Here is a 17,308-nt window from a genome sequence, read left to right on the forward strand (position 1 = left end):
CCGGGTCCGCCCAGGGGAAGCGGCCGAAGGGGCTCGTAGGCGATGGTGGCGCAGGTCAGACGGGAGCCGGGTGCGGTCGTCGCGGCGTTGGTGTGCGGGGCGGGGCTGTTGACGGCGGGGTGTTCGCCGGGCGGCGCGGCCGCCGACGGGCTGCCGGGTACGGACTCCCCGGCGGCCGGGCGGGCGGTGCGGGCAAGCGCCGATGCGCTGTTGCGGGCCGGCGGGGCGCGGGTCACCTCGACGATGGAGACGGTCAGCGGCGGCACCCGGGTGGCGATCCGGGGGCGCGGGGAGTACGACTTCCGGCGCGGTACGGGACGGCTGCGGCTGACGCTGCCGGACGCGGCGGGCGACGGACACGGGCCGCGGCAGCCGGTCACCGAGATCCTGGTGCCGGGCGCGCTCTACATGAAGAACCGCGGGGCCGGGGTGCCCGCGGACAAGTGGGTGCGGATCGATGCGACGGGCCTGGCGGACGGCGCGCTCGTCACCGGCGGGGCCACCGATCCGCTGGCCGCGGCCGAACTGCTGCGGGGTGCGCGGGAGGTGACGTACCGGGGTGAGGCGCGGGTCGACGGCGTCGCGGTGCGGCACTACAGCGGGACGGCGGACCTCGCGGCGGCCGCCGGGGCGGCGTCGGCGCGGATCCGGCCGGTGCTGACGGCCGCGGAAAAAGGGTTCACCACGCGGCGGGTGCCGTTCGACGTCTATCTGGACCGGGCCGGTCGGCTGCGCCGGGTCAGCCAGCACTACCGCTTCGCCAACGGGTCGCGGCGCGGCGCGGCGGTGACGTCGACGACCCAGCTCGACGGCTTCGGCCGGCGGCCGGAGGTGGCGCTGCCGCCGCGGGAGGCGATCTACACGGGGCGGATCGCGGCCACGGGGGAATGACGGGGTGTCAGGGGTGAGGCCGCGGCGGGGTCGCGGGCGAGGGGGCGGGTAAGGGTGCCGGGCCGGGGCGGGTGGTGCCGGGTGCGCCCGTCGGGCCGGGGTCCGGATCGGCTGCCGGGCCGGGGCCCGGAGCGGCCGTCGGCGAGCCCCATAGCGGCCGCCGCGCCGGAAGATCGCCTTCCTGACCGTCGGTTTTCGGCCTTCTCCGGAGCGGGCCCGGGGGGTGGCCCGCCACCCGGGCGGGGGTGCCGGAAATGGTCCTTCCGTGCCATGGGCGGCGGGTGGTGCCGTCCTTACGCTGGGCGGTGTCCGCCTCGGAGGGGGAGGCGCGCGAAGGAAGGTGTCGTCCGTGACCGTGACCTGCGATGCGACGGTTCAGGACCGCGTGGCCCTCGTCGAGATCGAGCTGATCGGCGAGTTGATGATCGCCGCGGCGGCCGCGAGCGAGGAGCGGCTGAGCCCGGACCGGATCGATGAGCTGCTGGACGTCGACGGGCGGCGGCGGGAGCGGTCCGCCGAGCGGTGACCCGGCGGCCGCCGCGCCGGGCGGCTTCAGGTGCGGAGCATCCGCTCGATGGCCTTGGTGGCTTCCTGGACCTTGGCGTCGATGGCCTCGGGACCGTGCACCGCGGCGTCGGCGACGCAGTGGCGCAGGTGCTCCTCCAGGAGCTGGAGCCCGAAGGACTGCAGGCCCTTCGTGCTCGCCGAGACCTGCGTGAGTATGTCGATGCAGTAGACGTCCTCCTCCAGCATGCGCTGCAGGCCGCGGATCTGGCCCTCGATGCGGCGCAATCTCTTGAGGTGGGCGTCCTTCTGGTGGGCGTAGCCGTGGATGCCGCGGTCGTGGTCGGTGACGGCGTTCGGGTCGCCCTGGGGGGCGGTTTTCGGCTCGGGCGCGGGGGCGGCCGGGGCGGTTTCGGTGGTGCCGTCCGTGCCGGCGTCCGTGGTCGTCATGGCCGTCTCCCGTGGTATCCCGTCGATTCATATACCCCTGGTGGGTATATGGTACCGAATTTTCCGGGTACCGGCGGTACCCCGTGCAGAGCATGCTGCCCGATGCGCGACACTGAAGGAATGCTGGTAAGCAGTGGCTGGATGATGCGCCTAGCATCAACTCGACCGAAACCGATGCACCCCGAGGATTTCACGTGCGCTTTCGTCTGACCCCCAGGGAGACGAGCTTCTACGACATGTTCGCCGCATCCGCGGACAACATCGTCACCGGCTCGAAGCTCCTGATGGAAATGCTCGGGGCGGACACCTCCGCGCGGGCCGAGATCGCCGAACGGATGCGGGCGGCGGAGCACGCAGGGGATGACGCGACCCACGCGATCTTCCACCAGCTGAACTCCTCGTTCATCACGCCCTTCGACCGCGAGGACATCTACAACCTCGCCTCGTCGCTCGACGACATCATGGACTTCATGGAGGAGGCCGTCGATCTCGTCGTCCTCTACAAGGTGGAGGAGCTGCCGAAGGGTATCGAACAGCAGATCGAGGTGCTGGCGCGGGCGGCCGAGCTGACCGCCGAGGCGATGCCGAATCTGCGCACGATGTCGAACCTCACGGAGTACTGGATCGAGGTCAACCGTCTGGAGAACCAGGCCGACCAGATCCACCGCAAGCTGCTCGCGCACCTCTTCAACGGCAAGTACGACGCCATCGAGGTGCTGAAGCTCAAGCAGATCGTGGACATCCTCGAGGAGGCGGCGGACGCCTTCGAGCACGTCGCCAACACCGTCGAGACCATCGCGGTCAAGGAGTCCTGAGCCCCGGCCATGGACACCTTCGCGCTAGTCGTGACCATCGCGGTCGCGCTCGGTTTCACATATACCAACGGCTTTCACGACTCGGCGAACGCCATCGCCACCTCGGTGTCGACCCGGGCGCTGACGCCCCGGGCGGCGCTGGCGATGGCCGCCGTGATGAACCTCGCGGGTGCCTTTCTGGGCAGCGGGGTCGCCAAGACGGTCAGCGAGGGGCTGATCTCCACGCCCGAGGGCAGCAAGGGGATGGGGATCCTGTTCGCCGCGCTGCTCGGCGCGGTGGTCTGGAACCTCGTCACCTGGTACTTCGGTCTACCGTCGTCCTCCTCTCACGCACTCTTCGGCGGCATGGTCGGCGCGGCGCTCGCGGGGGGCACCGAGGTGATCTGGACCGGGGTGATCGAGAAGGTCGTCCTGCCGATGTTCATCTCGCCGGTGATCGGCCTGGTGCTCGGCTATCTGGTGATGGTCGTCATCCTCTGGCTGTTCCGCGGCGCCAATCCGCACCGCGCCAAGCGCGGTTTCCGCATAGCGCAGACGGTCTCGGCGGCGGGCATGGCGCTCGGCCACGGTCTCCAGGACGCGCAGAAGACCATGGGTGTCGTGGTGATGGCGCTGGTCATCGCCGATGTCCAGGACGCCAGCGCGGCCATCCCGGTCTGGGTGAAGCTGGTCTGTGCGATCACCCTGTCGCTCGGTACGTACGCGGGTGGCTGGCGGATCATGCGGACGCTGGGCCGGCGGATCATCGAGCTGGACCCGCCGCAGGGCTTCGCGGCGGAGACCACCGCGGCGTCGGTGATGTACACCGCGTCGTTCATGTTCCACGCGCCGATCTCCACCACGCATGTCATCACCTCCGCGATCATGGGCGTGGGCTCGACCAAGGGCTCGCGCGCGGTGCGCTGGGGTGTCGCCAAGAACATCGTGATGGGCTGGTTCATCACGATGCCGGCGGCGGCGATCGTCGCCGCGGTCGCCTACTGGGTGATCAAGCTGGCCTTCGGCTGACCCGCGCCGGGCTCCGGCCCGGCGCACCCGTACGGAGAAAGGGCCCGCCCCCGATGTGGGGGCGGGCCCTTCGTCGTGCGGTGGCACCGCCATGCAGCACCGCAGGACGCGGGTGGGGCCGCCGGCTCAGCCGAAGCGGCCGGAGATGTAGTCCTCGGTCGCCTGGACGGACGGGTTGGAGAAGATCCGCTCGGTGTCGTCGATCTCGACGAGGGTGCCGGGCTGTCCGACCGCCGAGAGGTTGAAGAACGCCGTGCGGTCCGAGACGCGCGCCGCCTGCTGCATGTTGTGCGTCACGATGACGATCGTGAACCGCTCCTTCAGCTCGCCGATGAGGTCCTCGACGGCGAGCGTGGAGATCGGGTCCAGCGCCGAGCACGGCTCGTCCATCAGCAGGACCTGCGGTTCGACGGCGATGGCGCGGGCTATGCACAGCCGCTGCTGCTGGCCGCCGGAGAGGCCGGAGCCGGGCTTGTTCAGGCGGTCCTTGACCTCGTTCCAGAGGTTGGCGCCCTTGAGGGACTTCTCGACGATGTCGGACAGCTCGGACTTCTTCTTGACCGTGCCGTTGAGCCGCAGACCGGCCGCGACGTTGTCGAAGATCGACATGGTGGGGAACGGGTTGGGCCGCTGGAAGACCATGCCGACGGTGCGGCGGACCGCGACCGGGTCGACGCCCGCGCCGTAGAGGTCCTCGTCGTCCAGCAGGACCTTGCCCTCGACGCGGCCGCCGGGGGTGACCTCGTGCATCCGGTTCAAGGTGCGCAGGAACGTTGACTTGCCGCAGCCGGAGGGGCCGATGAAGGCGGTCACCGAGCGGGGCTCGACGCTCATGGAGATGTCGTCGATGGCCTTGTGGTTGCCGTAGAAGGCGGAGAGGCCGCTGACATCGATTCGCTTGGCCATGGGGATCACTGCTTCTTTCTGGACGCGCGGTCAGCGGGCCGTTTTGGGGGCCTTCCAGCGGGCGATGCCGCGGGCCACCAGGTTGAGGATCATCACGAAGGCGATGAGGACGAGGGCCGCGGCCCAGGCGCGGTCGTACGACGCGTCGGAGCCCTGCTGCCACTGCTGGAAGACGTAGAGCGGCAGGGACTGCTGGGCGTCCTGGAACGGGTTGTTGTTGATCGTCTTCGCGCCCCACACCAGCAGCATGACCGGTGCGGTCTCGCCGGTGATGCGGGCGACGGCCAGCATCACGCCGGTGGTGATGCCGCCGATCGACGTCGGCAGGACGACCTTGAGGATGGTGCGCCACTTCGGGACGCCCAGGGCGAGGGAGGCCTCGCGCAGCTCGTTCGGGACGAGCTTGAGCATCTCCTCGGTGGAGCGGACCACGACCGGGACCATCAAGATCGCCAGCGCCATCGCCCCGGCGAAGCCGGACGGGCCGAAGCCGAGGATGAGGATCCAGACGGAGAGGACGAAGAGGCCGGCGACGATGGACGGGATGCCGGTCATCACGTCGACGAAGAAGGTGACGGCCTTGGCGAGCTTGCCGCGGCCGTATTCGACCAGGTAGATCGCGGTGAACAGGCCGAGCGGCGCGGCGATCAGGGTGGCCAGGCCCACCTGCTCCAGGGTGCCGATGATCGCGTGGTAGATGCCGCCGCCGGGCAGCGCGTCCGGCAGGGTGCCCATCGAGTGGGACAGGAAGTAGCCGTCCAGGACCTTGCTGCCGCGGACGACCGTCTCCCACAGCAGGGAGGCCAGCGGGATGACGGCGAGCAGGAAGGCCATCCAGACCAGGCCGGTGGCGAGGCGGTCCTTGGCCTGCCGGGCGCCTTCGACGGCGGCGGACAGGACGAAGGTGGCGGCCACGAAGACCAGGGCCGCGATCAGACCCCACTGGACGCGGCTGTCCAGACCGGCGCCGAGGCCGATGCCGCAGCCGATCGCGGCCGAGGCGAGGGCGAGGGCCGCCGGGGTCCAGCGGGGGAGCCGGGCCTGCTTCAGGGAGAACGGTGCGGACGTGGTGCCGGGCCCCTCGGTGCGGGGCTGCCGTTCCGTCATGACGTCGCTCACGAGTACTCCTTGCGCCGGGCGATGATCAGGCGGGCCGCGCCGTTGACGAGCAGGGTGATCACGAAGAGGACGAGGCCCGAGGCGATCAGTGCGTCCTGGCCGAAGGTGTCGGCCTCGCTGAACTTCGCGGCGATGTTCTGCGCGAAGGTGCCGCCGCCCGGGTCGAGCAGGCTCTTGCCGATGAGGAAGCTGGGGGAGAGGACGGTGGCGACGGCCATCGTCTCGCCGAGCGCACGGCCCAGGCCCAGCATGGAGGCGCTGATGATGCCGGAGCGGCCGAAGGGGAGGACCGACATGCGGATGACCTCCCAGCGGGTGGCGCCGAGCGCCAGGGCCGCCTCCTCGTGCATCTTCGGCGCCTGGAGGAAGACCTCGCGGCTGACGCTGGTGACGATCGGCAGGATCATGATCGCCAGCAGGATGCCGACGGTGAACAGCGAGCGGGCGGCGCCGCCGCCGTAGCTGAGGACGCCGGTCCAGCCGAGGTAGTCGTCGAGCCAGCCGTAGAGCCCGCCGAGGTGCGGGACGAGGAAGAGCGCGCCCCACAGGCCGTAGATGATGCTGGGCACCGCGGCGAGCAGGTCGATGACGTAGCCGAGCGGGGAGGCCAGCTTGCGCGGGGCGTAGTGCGAGATGAACAGGGCGATGCCGACGGCGACCGGGACCGCGATGACCATGGCGATCAGGGCGCTGACGACGGTGCCGAACGCCAGGACCGCGATGCCGAACTTCGGCTCGGTGCCGGTGGCGTTCCAGTCGAGGGTGGTGAAGAAGTTGGCGTGGTCGCCGGATATCGCGAGCACGGACCGGTAGGTGAGGAAGGCGGCGATGGCCGCCATGATCACCAGGAGGGCGATACCGGATCCGCGGGAGAGTCCGAGGAAGATCCGGTCGCCGGGGCGCTGGGCCTTCCCCGAGACGGAGGAGGCTCCGGCCGGGGCCGGCGGTGGCGCGGCGTCGGGTGTCGCGGTTGCTGAGGGGGTCATGGTTTCTCCGGTCTGCGGAGCCCGGGGGCTCCTGGCGCGGCGGTGCACCGGACGGGCGGCGGCCCGGGGGCCGTACGGCGGGGTGTCCCGGGCCGTACGGCGGGGTCGGGCCGCCGCCCGGTGGATCAGGCGAGGGCGGCGACGGTCTTGCGGACCTTGTCGGCGATCTCGGAGGGCAGCGGGGCGTAGCCCAGGTCCTTCAGGGCGTTCTGGCCGTCCTCGCTCGCGATGTAGGTGAGGAAGGACTTGGTGGCCGGCAGGGTCTCGGCCTTGTTGCCCTTGTCGCAGGCGATCTCGTACGTCACCAGGGTGATCGGGTAGGCGCCCTCGGCCTTGGTGGCGTAGTTCAGCTCCAGGGCGAGGTCGTCGCCCTTGCCGACCTGCTTGGCCTCGGCGATGGCCTTGGAGGCGTTGTCGACGGTGGCCTCGACCGGGGTCTTGGCGCCGGTGGCGATCTTGACGGTGGGGATCTTCCCGGCCGTCGCGTAGGACAGCTCGAAGTAGGAGATCGCACCGTTGGTCTGCTTGACCTGCGAGGAGACGCCGGCGGAGCCGGAGGCCGCCTGGCCGCCCTTGCCCTCCCAGGTCTTCGCGGGCTCGTGCTTCCAGGCGTCGGGGGCGGCGCCCTTGAGGTACTTGGTGAAGTTGTCGGTGGTGCCCGAGTCGTCGGAGCGGTGGAACGCCTGGATCTTGAGGTCCGGCAGCTTGGCGTCCGGGTTGAGCTTCTTGATCGCCTCGTCGTTCCAGTTGGTGATCGAGGAGTCGAAGATCTTGGCGAGGGTGGGCGCGTCGAGGACGAGGTTGTCCACGCCGGGCACGTTGTAGCCGACCGCGATCGGGCCGCCGACCATCGGCAGGTTGATCGCCTTGCCGCCCTTGCAGATCTTTTCGGACTTGGCGACCTCCTCGGGCTTGAGGGCCGAGTCGGAGCCGGCGAACGCGGTCTGGCCCTGGAGGAAGGTGGTGATGCCCGCGCCGGAGCCGGTCGGCTGGTAGTTGATCTCGGTGTCCTTGCAGGAACCGGCGTAGTTCTGCACCCAGACGTCCATGGCGTTCTTCTGCGCGGAGGAGCCGGACGCGCGCAGCTTGCCCTTGCCCTCGCACTTGATGCTGCCGGCCTTGGCGGCGTTGCCGGCGCCACCTGCGGCGCTGGTGTCGTCGGAGCCGCACGCCGTCAGGGCCAGGGCACCGGTGACGGCGAGAGCGCCCACCGCGAGGGCGCGAACCCGGTTCTTGCGCTGAAGCTTCACTGTCGAGAGTTCCTTCCTGGGGCGCGCCGCTTGGCCGGCGTGCGAGGTGTGTCAGGAGTGTGCGGAGTCAGCCGGAGCCCATATCGGTTCGCGACGGTGACGCGCACTCGGTACGGCTGAAATTAGGCAGATCAAGTGAAGCGGCCGATGGAGAAGAGTGAACGCACGGTGAACCTCACCCGTCAGCTGGGGGCGGTCCGTTCTGGCATGTATCAGTCACGCGAAAGCGGGGAATTGCCCCGTCCTCTGTTGACTTACCGATCGGTATGGCACCATCCGCGCCAACGACGACGGGGAGACGAAACGGTGCGCGACGACCGGAGGTGGCGGGTGGGGATCCAAGGGGCGGCGGACGCCGCAGGGGGCGGAGCGGACGGACGGGACGCCGGGGGCATACCCGGCGCGGGCGCGGTGCGAGGCGGGGCGGGGCCCGGGCGCCGCGCCCCGCGGGGCCGGGCCGTCGCCCGCGCCGTCGTGGTGCTCTGCGCGCTGGGACTGCTCGGGCCGCTCGCCCCGGCGGCGTACGCCTCGGCCGGGCGGGCGGCCGACGGGCCGGACGGGCGCCCGGCCACGCGGGAGGCGGCGGGCGGCGCGGCGGACGGCCGGGACGCGGGCGCCGACGGGGACCGGCTCGCCCGGATACACCGGCAGATCGAGGACCTCTACCGCGCCGCCGAGCGCGCCACCGACGCGTACAACGCGGCGCAGGAACAGGTCACCGACGAGCAGAAGAAGATCGTCACTCTCGCCCGCCGGATCGACGCCGCGCAGCGCCGCCGGGACGCGCTCCAGCGGCAGGCCGGTGTGCTGGCCGGCGCGCAGTACCGCGCCGGGGGCGTCCCGGACGAGGTGCGGCTGATGCTCCACGCGGACCCCGAGGGATACCTCGACACCGTGGTGCTGGCCCGCAAGAGCCAGCGCGCCGCCGCGAACGTCGCCGCCGAACTGAGCCGCCTTGCGGCCGGACTCCGGGACGACGCGCACTCCGCGACCGTCCGCTGGGAACACCTCGACGCCGAACGCGTGAAGAAGGAAAAAGCGCGGCGTGACATCAGGAAGAAGCTCGATGCGGCGAAGGAAATCGAATCCCGGCTGGCCGCCGCGGAAAAGGACCGGCTGAAAGAGCTGGAGGAATCCCGGGCCCGCGCCGAACAGCAGAAATGGCTGGACACCGGCATCCTGAAGGAGATCGGCAACAAGGCGTCCGGCGCCGGCCGGAAAGCGGTTTCCTTCGCGACCGCGCAGATCGGCAAGGATTATGTGTGGGGCGCCGAGGGGCCGGACACCTTCGACTGCTCGGGCCTGACCCTGCGCGCCTGGCAGGCCGGCGGCAGGACGATTCCGCGCACCTCCCAGGAGCAGTGGCGGCAGCTGCCCCGCGTCGCCGTCACGGACCTGCGCCCCGGGGACCTGATCATCTATTTCGCCGACGCCAGCCACGTCGGGATGTATCTCGGCGACGGGGCGATCGTGCACGCTCCGCGACCGGGCCGGCAGGTCACGATCGCCGGGGCGGGTTCGATGCCGATCCTCGGTGTCGTACGGCCCGATAAATGACGGAATGAGCGTGACGGCCTCGCCCGGATTGCCGGTGGCGATGCGGGCGAGGCCGTTATCGGACGGTCGCCGCGCCGTGGCGCATTGCGATCGGTTCCGGCCCCGGCGGGGTGATGTTCGTCATCCCCTTTCCGGCTTCTCCCGGTCTCTCCAGGTCAAATGGCTTATACCCGGCGGCATATGACGCGTGCCGCGTGCCACGGGTCATTCCGCACAAGTGTCCGATGGCGCTATGGTCGCACTCTCGGTGCCCGGTGGCGCACCGCTCTCCCCCACGAGCGGCGCACAACCGGGCACGTTGGTGCGCCGGACGGCGCGCCGGGACCGCCCTGAAGGAGCGCCTTCGCACGTCGTCCCGCGCCCGCCGGGCGGCCCCCGGCGAGCCAGGCGCCGCGCCGGCGACCACGACCCAGGGGGAGGGAAGGAAGCAGAGCCATGTCCGTACCCGTTCCGCACCGGCGCACGGCCGTGCTGTCGCAGCAGGCGGCCCCGGCCCGTGACGTCTGCGCCGCACGCCGCACGCCGGACGGCGCGGTGGACGGGCCCGCGCACCTTCTCGCCGCGGCCGCCGGCGGGGCGACGCTGCCGATCCCGGGCGCCCGCCGCCCCGAGACGCCCGCCGACACCGGCTCCGGGCCCGGCCTGACCGTCCTCCTCATCGGCGCCGACCCCAGCAGCACCGTCCCGGACATGTGGGACTGGGCGGGCCGCAAGGTCCGGCTGCGCACCGCCCGCAACCTCACCGAGGCGGCGCGGCTGCTCACCGACGACGTCGACTGCATCCTCCTCGACCTCGCCCCCGCCACCGAAGCGGACGGCCCGGCGGCGGACGGCGCCGGCGACACCCTCGGCGCGCTCCACGCGGTGCTGCGGATGGCCCCGGCCCACGCCGTCCTGGTGATGACGCCGGAGACCGACGCCGAACGCGCCGCCGAGGCGGTCCGCGTCGGCGCGCAGGACTACCTCTTCCGCGACGAGCTGGACGGCGCGGTCCTCAGCCGCGCGGTGCGCTACGCCGTCGAGCGCAAGCGCGCCGACCTCGCACAGCGCCAGCTCACCGAGTCGCGGATGCGCGCCCAGGAGAACGCCCGGCTGGAGCGCGGCCTGCTGCCGACGCCGCTGCTCGACGGCTCCGACCTGCGCTTCGCCGCCCGCTACCGCCCCGGCCGCAGCCGCGCGCTGCTCGGCGGCGACTTCTACGACACCGTCCGCACGCCGGACGGCACCGTCCACGCGATGATCGGCGACGTCTGCGGCCACGGCCCCGACGAGGCGGCGCTCGGCGTGGAGCTGCGCATCGCCTGGCGGGCGCTGACCTTCGCCGGGCTCTGCGGCGATGAACTGCTCTCCACCCTCCAGAAGGTCCTGGAGCACGAGCGCGCCGACGACGAGATCTTCGCGACGCTCTGCACCGTCGACATCTCCGCGGACGGCCGCCGCGCCGGCCTGTGCCTGGCGGGCCACCCGGCCCCGCTGCTCTCCCGCGCGGGCGGCCCGCCGCGGCTGCTCCCGTACGAGTTCGGCGGCCCGGCGCTCGGCCTGCTGCCGCACGCCCGCTGGCCGCGCCACCAGATCGAGCTGGGCGGCGCCTGGAGCCTGATGATGTACACCGACGGCCTGATCGAGGGGCACGTCGGGGAGGGCCGGCTGCGGCTGGGCCAGGAGGGCATGGCCGAGCTGGTCGCCCGCCGGATGGCGGCGGGCCTGACCGGCGAGGAGCTGCTGGACACCGCCCTGAACGAGGTCCGCGACCTCAACGGCGGCGAGCTGACCGACGACGTGGCGGTGCTGTGGCTGGCCCGCGGACGCGGCTGACGCGGCCGGCGGGCCGGTCTCAGGAGCGGCGGGGCGCGGGCCGGGACTGACGGGGCCGGGGCGCCGGGCGCGTCAGCGGGGCGCCGGGCATGCGAACGGGGCGCCCACCCGATGTGGTGCGCCCCGTGTCTCCGGCCGGCCGCTCAGCGTCCGCCGTTGTACGGCCCGTACGGACCGTCCGAGCTGGAGCCGCCGCGGCGCGGGCCCCCGCCGCCGGTGGCGTGGCGGAGGGCCGGACGGACATCGACGGTGTAGACGATCACCGCGATCACGCCGATGATCGGCAGGAACGACATCAGCGGCATGACGAAGAGCAGCAGCGTGGCGAGGGCCAGGAAGAGCAGCCACATCGGCTTGGTCTGCTTGTCGGCCGCGCGGTAGGCGTCGTCGCGGCGGACCGCCGCGTCGATCAGCATCACCGCGGCATAGATGCCCAGGGCCAGCTGCGCCCAGCCCAGAAGGGACTGGAATCCGTACACCAGCACGCTGCGCACCACCTTGCTTGTCGTCTCGGGGCCGTCGCGGCCCACCGTACCCGGACAACGGGCCGGGCCGCCGTCGCGTGCCCGGCCCGTGGGGATAACTACGTCACTTCGACGGCGGGGTGCTCCGGCGGGTGGCGGGCTTGCGGGCCGGGGCCTTCTTCGCGGACTTGGCCTCGGCCGCCTTCGCGCCGTCGGCCTTCGCGGTGGCGGGCCGGGCGGCGGGCTTGGTGACCGGCTTGGGCACCGCGCCGGTCCGGGTCGGCTTGGCCGCGGCCTTGCCGTTGGCGGTGCCGTTCGCCGTGCCGTTGGCCTTCGCCGGCTTGGCGGCGGTCTTCGGCGCCGGGTCCGGCTCGATCACCACGGCCAGCTCCTCGACGTGGTCGGCGGCGTCACCGCGCCAGCCCTGCACCGCGCCGCGGCCGCGCTCGGCCAGCCCGTCGTACGTCTCGCGCGCCTTGACCGCGTACTCGGCGGCCCGGCCGACGCCCTGGAGCGCGAGGACCTGCGCCTGCTCGCGGAGCTTCCTCAGGTCGGTGTCGAGCGAGCCGAGCAGGTCGTTCAGCTTGCCCTGGGCCTCCTTGGCCTGCTGGGCGACGCGCGCCTGCACGTCCTTGGGATCCGTGGCCCGCACCGCCTCGATGTGCTTGGGGGCCTCCGCGCGGATCCGCTCGACCAGCACCGGCACCTCACCGAGCTTCTCGGCCGCCAGATCGGCGGTGCCGGCGAGGGCGTACAGCGGGGTCGGGTCGGTCAGCGTCTTGCGGAGGTCATCGGTGATGGCCATGAGGTGCTTCCTCCTGCATTCGGTGTCCTGATGCGGATGTCGTGCGCTCAGCCGTGGCCGGGGACGTCCCCGGCCGGGGCGGCTCCCGGGTCGGTGCTGCCGTATCCGTTCTCCTTGCGGAAGGAGTCGTAGATCTGCAGCAGAACCTGCTTCTGCTTCTCGTTGAGCGAGGGGTCGGTGCGTATCGCGGTCTGCACCTCGACACCGCTCGCCGCCTGCCGCTCGTCGAGGATCCCGGCCTGGACGTACAGCGTCTCGGCGGAGATCCGCAGCGCCTTGGCCAGCTGCTGCAGGATCTCCGCGCTCGGCTTGCGCAGCCCGCGCTCGATCTGGCTGAGGTACGGGTTCGACACCCCCGCGGCCTCCGCGAGCTGCCGCAGACTCAGCTGCGCCGTACGCCGCTGCTCGCGCAGGAACGCACCGAGATTGCCGACGTTGAGCGATGCCATGGCCCCATCGTGCCCGCCAGTGCTAACTATTGCAAGCAGGGTGCTTGCGGGAGTGTTACGGGGGTGCGGGGTGCGGGGCGGGGCGGCGTTGGGGCATGAGGGCGCACGCGGCCGGTTCGTGTGCGCCGGGATGTGCTGATTCCGCCCCGCCCGGTCCGTCGTCAACGCGGCCTCGCAGGGCACGAGTTATTGGGACGTCAGGCCCCTGCGGGACGTTGCCGGGGCGGAGGGAAGCGGAGAGTGAGGGTGGTCATGGCGAATTACCTGGTCGTGGTGGAGGAGACGATCGGGGCTGCAGGGACCCAGGTGACGCTCCTGCGGGAGCTGGGAAATCGGGACCCGGGGGAAGCGCGGAAGCGGCTGCTGGAAGAGGCGAAGAAGTATCGGCCCGCAGGGTGGGAGAAACCCCCGTTTGTCTGTCGTGAGGGCAGTGATGCCTTTTGGCTGGTCCCCCGGGGCGGCAAACGGCACGGTCACTGCGTGATACGGCTGCGGGAATCCCTGTAGTGGAGCGGTCGTTGGCCCGGTGAGCCCGCGCCACTGGGCGTGAGCGGCAGTCGTGGCAGGGGAGCGGGCGGTGACGGGTATGGGGCGCCGCCTGCTCCCCTCCGGCCTTCTCCCGCGGCGGGCGGGGAGTCCCCGTCCGGCGTCGGCCGGGCCTCACGTCCTGCGGGAGATCTCCGCGCGGACGTCGGCGAGCAGCTGGAGGGCGTGCTCGCGGTCCTGTTTCAGGGTGCCGTCCACGCCGTGGACGGTGATCGTGATCCGCTTCGTGCCGTCGCCCGCGTGGACGTCCAGCTTGCCGCCGACCAGGAACTCCTCGGTGGGCTCGGCCCGCCAGACGCTGCACGCCCCCTTGGGGCCCTGGAAGATCTCGGTGACCGCGACGGCCGAGGTGTTGTGGCAGGTCTCGTCGACGGACTCGGCCACCAGGGCGGGATCCTTCCAGCTGAGGATCTCCAGCGAGAGCTTCACGTTGCTGTGCAGCGGCCCGCTCGTGCCGTGGCCGGCTTCCCGGACCGAGATGGTGATCGAGCACGAGCCCTTGTCGCCCTGGAGCCGCCCGAGGGTGCCGTCGAAGGCGTTGTCGCCGAGCGCCGCGGCGACCGACTCCGGCTTCAGGAAGTGGCCGCAGTTCTTGTTCACGGCCTTGGCCATGGCGGGGTCCACCGCGGGGCCGGACTCGTCCCCGCCGCCTCCGCCTCCGCAGCCCGACACGAGCAGCAGCCCCACGACCGTCCCGGCTCCGGCCCACCCACTGCGACGCATCGTTGCCCCCAACGCCGTGGCGCGCCACCGCGCCCCCATTCATGGCGGCATGAACTTAACAGGTGTGCGGGAGCGGCTGGTTGGGATTCCGGGGCGGAATCCCGAGGGCGCGGAGGCCGTCGTTGCCGGACAGTGTGGCGCCCGCTTAGTCTCGATCGTTCGGGGACCTCCCCAATTCCGCCGCAGACCACGGCCGTTCAGCAGCCCACCTGCGGGTTTCTCTCCTTCAAGGACTCATGACCATGTCGGGAATTGCAGGCAAGGCAGTGGCGATCACGGGCGCCAGCAGCGGCATTGGGGCCGCGACGGCGACGTATCTCGCGGAGAAGGGCGCCCGGCTGGTCCTGGGGGCGCGGCGGGAGGAGCGGCTGGCCGCGGTGGTGGACGGCATCGCCGCGCGAGGTGGCGAAGCCGTCGGCGTGATCACCGATGTGACGCGCCGGGAGGACCTCAAGCGCCTCACGGACACGGCGCTCGACCGGTTCGGGCGGCTCGACGTCCTGGTCTCCAACGCCGGGACGATGGCGGTGTCGCCCTTCGACGAGCTGCGCCAGGACGACTGGGACGCGATGGTCGCCACGCACATCACCGGTCTGCTCAACGGGATCGGCGCGGCGCTGCCCGTCTTCCGGCGGCAGGGCTCCGGCCACTTCGTCAACGTCGGCTCCACCGCGGCGCACGTCGTGAAGTCGCCGCAGGGCGTGTACGCGGCCACCAAGACGGCGGTGAAGGTGCTGACCGAGGGGCTGCGGCAGGAGTCCGGACCGGATCTGCGGGTCACCCTCGTCTCGCCCGGCTTCACCCACACCGAAGGGGTCGGCAGGAGCGCGAGCCCCGAGGTGGCGGCGGCGCTGGTCCGGCAGCGCGACGAGATCGCCATGCCGCCCTCCGCAGTCGCCGCCGCGATCGGCTTCGCGATCGAGCAGCCGGCGGGCGTGGACATCAGCGAGGTCGTCGTCCGGCCGACGGCGCAGGGGTGAGCGGCGTGGTGCGCGCGACCGCCGCGGGAGGGGCGCGATGAGCCTGCGGCAGTTCGAGTACGCGCTGGCCGTGGCCGCGGAGGGCTCGGTGACGGCCGCCGCGGAGGTGCTGCGCGTCGCCCAGCCGTCGGTCTCCCAGCAGATCCGCGGGCTGGAGCGGGAGCTGGGCGTGGAGCTGTTCGCACGGACGCCCTCCGGACTGGTGCCGACCGTCGTCGGCCGGGCGTTCCTGCGGGAGGCGCAGGCCGCGGTGGGCGCGGCGCGGCGGGCCCGGGCGACGGCGCGGGCCGGCGCCGGGGAGCTGGTGGGGGAAGTGGTGGTCGCGGCCCAGATGGGCTTCGGCACCCGGCAGTTCCCGGGCGCGCTGGGCGCGCTGCGCCGCCGCTTCCCGCGTCTGGAGGTCACCGTCTTCGAGGAGCCCGGCTCCGCGGAGCTGGAGCGGCTGTGCCGCCGGGGCGCGTTGGACCTCGCCCTGATGGCGGCGTGCGAGCGGAGCCCCGCCGACGCCCACCGCCTCGGCGCCGAGGAGTTCGTCGTGGTGCTGGGCGAGGGGCACCGCCTGCTCGCCGCGGACCGGGTGGAGTTGGGCGCGCTGGCGGACGAGCCGTGGGTGCGGTTCGACCGGGACAGCGCGCTCGACGCCGTACTCGCGGACGTGCTGAAGGGCAACGCCCCGGAACCGGTCACGGCCGCCCGCGTCTCCCAGACCGCGACGGCCGTGCGCTGGGCCGCCGGCGGACTGGGCGTGACGCTCGTCCCGGCCTCCGCGGTGCCCGAGGTCTACGCCCACCTCGTACGCCCGGTGTACCCGGCCGTCCACCAGCCCGTCATCGCCGTGGTCCGATCGACCCCGGGCCCCGCGGAGACGGCCCTGCTGGAATTCCTGCGGAAGGAGGAATGGGCGGGGGAGTGGGCCGGGTCGGATTCCGCTTCGGGGGATTTCTGACGGTGGCTTTCCTTTCTCCGGCGTTTCTTTCTCGCGCCCCTGGCGGAAGCCTCCCTGGATTTCCGGCGGATAATTTCCAGATGATGCGGCATGAGGGGAATTCCTCCCGCATCAGCCCCGCGGGAATTCGCCGCCGTCCACGACGAGCTTGCTTCCGGTCAGCCAGTCCGCCCGCGGGGAGACGAGGAAGAGGACCGCATGGGCGATGTCGTCCGGGTGGCCCTCGCGGCCCAGCGGCGCCGTGTCGTCGGCGTTGGTCGCGGCCGGCGCCGCGGACAGGCGCGCCCACTGCCCCCGGGTGTCCGCGCCGCCGGGGGTGGCGGTCCGGCCGGGGGAGACGGTGTTGACCCGGACGCCGGACGGCGCCAGCTCCGCGGCCAGCCCCCGGCTGTAGTTCTCCAGCGCCGCCTTCGCCGTCGTGTAGTGCAGGAACGGCCCGACCGGCGTGGCGACCGCGGCCGAGGAGACGTGCACGATCGCCCCCGAACGCCGCTCCCGCATCCCCGGTGCCAGCAGCGCGTCCAGCCGCACCGACGCCAGGAAGTTCAGGTCCAGCGCGTCCTGCCACTCCTCGTCGGGGATGGCCGCGGCGTCCTTGTGGGGCCGCGCCCCGCCGGCGTTGTGGACCAGGATGTCCACGCCGCCGAGCCGCTCCCGCGCGGCCGCGGCGAGCGCCTGGGCACCGGCCCGGGTCCGCACATCGGCCGGCACGAAGACGGCCCCGTCCGGCGCCGTGCCCGCCGCCGACCTGGCCGTCGTCAGCACCTCGGCGCCCGCGTCCAGAAGCCGGCGTACGACGGCGGCGCCGATGCCGCGGGTGCCGCCCGTGACCAGGGCCCGCTTTCCGGCGAGTTCCCGGTTTTCCGGTGCGTTCCGGTTCGTGGTCATGGCGATGGTCCTCTCGCTCAATTCGTCGTCCGCGCGGCGTAATGCGACGTCCGCCCGGCGGAAAAAGGGATCAGTGGCGGCGCGGAGTGTGAATTCCCGGAGGGATTTACTCGGGCGCCCCGTCGAGCTGTTTCACCGTACGAATGGAGGAGAGTGGAAGGCAAAGACCAAAAGGTGGTGGGGGGTATAGGGGGTTCCTATACAGG

The 17,308-nt window shown here is 72.0% G+C and carries 18 protein-coding genes; 8 read left to right on the top strand and 10 right to left on the bottom strand.

Annotated elements, in window-relative coordinates:
- Window positions 1-42 precede the first annotated feature (42 nt).
- Both ABT345_RS27705 and ABT345_RS27710 read left to right on the top strand, forming a co-directional pair.
- On the top strand, window positions 43-891 hold the full coding sequence (locus ABT345_RS27705; RefSeq protein ID WP_345078892.1) for an SCO4651 family lipoprotein: 849 nt from the start codon (window positions 43-45) through the stop codon (window positions 889-891).
- Window positions 892-1,231: 340 nt separating this feature from the next.
- Window positions 1,232-1,417 carry a hypothetical protein gene (locus ABT345_RS27710; RefSeq protein WP_386459375.1) on the top strand — a complete coding sequence of 62 codons (186 nt, stop codon included), beginning with the start codon at window positions 1,232-1,234 and terminating at the stop codon, window positions 1,415-1,417.
- A 26-nt stretch (window positions 1,418-1,443) separates the two neighbouring features.
- Here the strand turns inward: ABT345_RS27710 and ABT345_RS27715 are convergent, their stop codons facing one another.
- Entirely contained in the window at window positions 1,444-1,845 is a 402-nt protein-coding gene (locus ABT345_RS27715; RefSeq protein WP_345078898.1) for a metal-sensitive transcriptional regulator, read from the bottom strand.
- Between the two features lie 194 nt (window positions 1,846-2,039).
- Between ABT345_RS27715 and ABT345_RS27720 the strand changes: the two genes are divergently transcribed.
- On the top strand, window positions 2,040-2,660 hold the full coding sequence (locus ABT345_RS27720) for a DUF47 domain-containing protein (RefSeq protein WP_345078901.1): 621 nt from the start codon (window positions 2,040-2,042) through the stop codon (window positions 2,658-2,660).
- A 9-nt stretch (window positions 2,661-2,669) separates the two neighbouring features.
- On the top strand, window positions 2,670-3,668 hold the full coding sequence (locus ABT345_RS27725) for an inorganic phosphate transporter (RefSeq protein ID WP_345078904.1): 999 nt from the start codon (window positions 2,670-2,672) through the stop codon (window positions 3,666-3,668).
- A gap of 126 nt (window positions 3,669-3,794) precedes the next feature.
- Here ABT345_RS27725 and pstB read toward each other — a convergent pair whose 3' ends face one another.
- The 4 genes from pstB to pstS form a co-directional block, all read right to left on the bottom strand.
- Window positions 3,795-4,574, bottom strand: a complete 780-nt coding sequence (gene pstB, locus ABT345_RS27730) for a phosphate ABC transporter ATP-binding protein PstB (protein ID WP_345078907.1) — start codon at window positions 4,572-4,574, stop codon at window positions 3,795-3,797.
- A gap of 30 nt (window positions 4,575-4,604) precedes the next feature.
- Entirely contained in the window at window positions 4,605-5,681 is a 1,077-nt protein-coding gene (pstA, locus tag ABT345_RS27735; protein ID WP_345079857.1) for a phosphate ABC transporter permease PstA, read from the bottom strand.
- 8 nt (window positions 5,682-5,689) lie between these two features.
- Window positions 5,690-6,679, bottom strand: a complete 990-nt coding sequence (gene pstC / locus ABT345_RS27740) for a phosphate ABC transporter permease subunit PstC (protein ID WP_345078910.1) — start codon at window positions 6,677-6,679, stop codon at window positions 5,690-5,692.
- Window positions 6,680-6,804: 125 nt separating this feature from the next.
- Entirely contained in the window at window positions 6,805-7,929 is a 1,125-nt protein-coding gene (gene pstS, locus ABT345_RS27745; RefSeq protein WP_345078913.1) for a phosphate ABC transporter substrate-binding protein PstS, read from the bottom strand.
- Between the two features lie 330 nt (window positions 7,930-8,259).
- Here pstS and ABT345_RS27750 point away from each other — a divergent pair, with 330 nt between their 5' ends.
- Both ABT345_RS27750 and ABT345_RS27755 read left to right on the top strand, forming a co-directional pair.
- Window positions 8,260-9,486, top strand: coding sequence for a C40 family peptidase (locus ABT345_RS27750; RefSeq protein WP_345078916.1), 1,227 nt, complete (start codon window positions 8,260-8,262; stop codon window positions 9,484-9,486).
- 435 nt (window positions 9,487-9,921) lie between these two features.
- Complete coding sequence (locus ABT345_RS27755; protein ID WP_345078919.1) at window positions 9,922-11,301, top strand: PP2C family protein-serine/threonine phosphatase; 1,380 nt, start codon at window positions 9,922-9,924, stop codon at window positions 11,299-11,301.
- 143 nt (window positions 11,302-11,444) lie between these two features.
- On the opposite strand, the gene ABT345_RS27760 is transcribed toward ABT345_RS27755, so the two are convergent.
- From ABT345_RS27760 to ABT345_RS27775, 4 genes are all read right to left on the bottom strand, one after another.
- Entirely contained in the window at window positions 11,445-11,786 is a 342-nt protein-coding gene (locus ABT345_RS27760; protein WP_345078921.1) for a DUF2516 family protein, read from the bottom strand.
- A gap of 103 nt (window positions 11,787-11,889) precedes the next feature.
- Window positions 11,890-12,570 carry a hypothetical protein gene (locus ABT345_RS27765; protein WP_345078924.1) on the bottom strand — a complete coding sequence of 227 codons (681 nt, stop codon included), beginning with the start codon at window positions 12,568-12,570 and terminating at the stop codon, window positions 11,890-11,892.
- Between the two features lie 47 nt (window positions 12,571-12,617).
- A complete protein-coding gene (locus tag ABT345_RS27770; protein WP_345078927.1) occupies window positions 12,618-13,019 on the bottom strand; it encodes a helix-turn-helix domain-containing protein in 402 nt (133 codons plus the stop codon).
- Window positions 13,020-13,679: 660 nt separating this feature from the next.
- Window positions 13,680-14,177, bottom strand: a complete 498-nt coding sequence (locus ABT345_RS27775) for a hypothetical protein (protein WP_345078930.1) — start codon at window positions 14,175-14,177, stop codon at window positions 13,680-13,682.
- Window positions 14,178-14,530: 353 nt separating this feature from the next.
- On the opposite strand from ABT345_RS27775, the gene ABT345_RS27780 reads away from it, so the two are divergent.
- Window positions 14,531-15,268, top strand: coding sequence for an SDR family oxidoreductase (locus tag ABT345_RS27780; protein WP_345078933.1), 738 nt, complete (start codon window positions 14,531-14,533; stop codon window positions 15,266-15,268).
- A gap of 37 nt (window positions 15,269-15,305) precedes the next feature.
- Window positions 15,306-16,214, top strand: a complete 909-nt coding sequence (locus ABT345_RS27785; protein ID WP_345078936.1) for a LysR family transcriptional regulator — start codon at window positions 15,306-15,308, stop codon at window positions 16,212-16,214.
- A gap of 111 nt (window positions 16,215-16,325) precedes the next feature.
- Here ABT345_RS27785 and ABT345_RS27790 read toward each other — a convergent pair whose 3' ends face one another.
- Window positions 16,326-17,102, bottom strand: a complete 777-nt coding sequence (locus tag ABT345_RS27790; RefSeq protein ID WP_345078939.1) for an SDR family oxidoreductase — start codon at window positions 17,100-17,102, stop codon at window positions 16,326-16,328.
- Between the last annotated feature and the right edge of the window lie 206 nt (window positions 17,103-17,308).

This window comes from Streptomyces sp. NPDC000404 (assembly GCF_040300365.1).
Lineage (GTDB): Bacteria > Actinomycetota > Actinomycetes > Streptomycetales > Streptomycetaceae > Streptomyces > Streptomyces ramulosus.